This is a genomic window from Candidatus Nitrosarchaeum limnium BG20 (assembly GCF_000241145.1).
Taxonomy (GTDB): Archaea; Thermoproteota; Nitrososphaeria; order Nitrososphaerales; family Nitrosopumilaceae; genus Nitrosarchaeum; species Nitrosarchaeum limnae.
The window spans coordinates 1-790 of record NZ_AHJG01000065.1 but is presented as its reverse complement, the minus strand read 5'-3'; the positions used below and the strand labels follow the sequence as shown (position 1 = coordinate 790).

Sequence of the window (790 nt, the reverse complement as noted above, 5' to 3'; positions counted from 1 at the left end):
TTGTTGCTGATGTGCCTCTTTTGGCATTATCTGTAACTATGATTGCTGATTTATCTGACTCATCATATGTGCCAAATATACCAGAATTTGGTCCTTGTTCGGTAATTGTGATTGGTTGTGTATTTCGACCTAAACCAAAGCTTGCAGAGTTTGTAGCTGTACAAGCACTTGCATCTTGAGTACAAGAATCGAGATCGGAATCATCGTTGTCTTGTAGTGTCAAAACTGCAGTTCCACTGTTTTGTTTATCAGCGTTTAGTTTCAATACACCGTTTGTTTCTACCATCAATGCGGTTAGGTTACCTTTGATATTGATAATACCACTTGGTACATTTGCACCAGCTAAACCACCATTTTCGTTGAATACTTGGTAGTTGGTAGATAACACATTTTGTGCGTTATTTGCACTGCCTGAAGCAGTTGCATTGGTACCAAATGTCCAAGAGTCTTCATCGGTTGGGTCAATGTTTAGCCATAGATCAGTAATAGTTGCGTGAACCTGTGATTTTTTGAGTGTACTTTGCTTTATCTAAAACAACTTTGGCAAATTGATCAACTGTGTCAAAAGTAAGTGTTGTTGATTGAACACCACCACCTTTGTTGTAGCTGACTATAACGTTACCACCTACGGATAGGTTGTAAAATTGTACAATTGGCCATATACCTGCCAAATCACCTGCTGCTTTTGCATTAGTGTTTACAAATATTTGACCAATAGAAACTGCGCTGTTAGTATTTAGTGATTTAGACTCTCTTACAACGTTCATGTTAAATCCAGAAGTACCATTGA

General features: G+C 38.0%; 2 protein-coding genes. Both read right to left on the bottom strand.

Annotated features, from left to right (window positions below; translation table 11 throughout):
- Positions 1-388, bottom strand: a 388-nt coding sequence (locus tag BG20_RS12620) for a hypothetical protein (RefSeq protein WP_193353005.1), incomplete at its 3' end; no start/stop codon positions are given.
- A gap of 91 nt (positions 389-479) precedes the next feature.
- The coding region (locus BG20_RS12615; protein ID WP_193353004.1) for a hypothetical protein at positions 480-790 on the bottom strand (311 nt) is incomplete at its 5' end.